1 protein-coding gene is annotated in these 544 nt (G+C 40.4%); it reads right to left on the bottom strand.

Annotated features, from left to right (window positions below; genetic code table 11):
• Positions 1-38 precede the first annotated feature (38 nt).
• The gene (locus PL85_RS18360) at positions 39-458 is read right to left on the bottom strand and encodes a GNAT family N-acetyltransferase (protein WP_115340177.1); all 420 of its coding nucleotides are present in this window, start codon (positions 456-458) and stop codon (positions 39-41) included.
• Positions 459-544 lie beyond the last annotated feature (86 nt).

Below are 544 nucleotides of genomic sequence, written 5' to 3' on the forward strand. Positions count from 1 at the left end.
CTCTTGAGCCGTTTGTTATAAGCAAATAAAACCTTGATTTAATTGATGTTCAACTGTTCAGAACTAGACAAAACCCATGCACTATTATGAGCTTCAAAACCAATTTTCGGATAATAACCTTGCGCTTTCGGCGCTGACAGTAAAACCAATTTACAGCTTTGGCTCAACTCTTCTTTAGTCACTAAGATCAGATATTTACCTATACCATTGGATTGAACGCTTTCATCAACGGCTAAATCAGACAGATAGCAACAATAATGAAAATCTGTCACTGAGCGAGCCACACCGACAAGTTGACCGTTCAGCCATGCGGACACAATTAAATTAGAGTTGTCGAGCATACCCTGAATAGTTGACTCATTATCCAAAGGACGACGCTCACCCAATGAAGTTTTCTTCAGTAAAGTCACGAATTGTTCAACTGAGATTGGATGGTTTACTTTGTACTCGATTTCCATTTTTCATCCTCTGGGGCTGAATTTGCTTATAACGCCCGCTTAAGGGGCAGACAACGCTACTACTGATACGGAAACCGCATGAACAT

Source organism: Vibrio anguillarum (genome assembly GCF_001989995.2).
Classification (GTDB): domain Bacteria; phylum Pseudomonadota; class Gammaproteobacteria; order Enterobacterales; family Vibrionaceae; genus Vibrio; species Vibrio anguillarum.

Coding starts and splice junctions, on each gene's coding strand:
- PL85_RS18360 (WP_115340177.1), bottom strand. CDS start 458: ATGGAAATCGAGTACAAAGTAAACCATCCAATCTCAGTTGAACAATTC.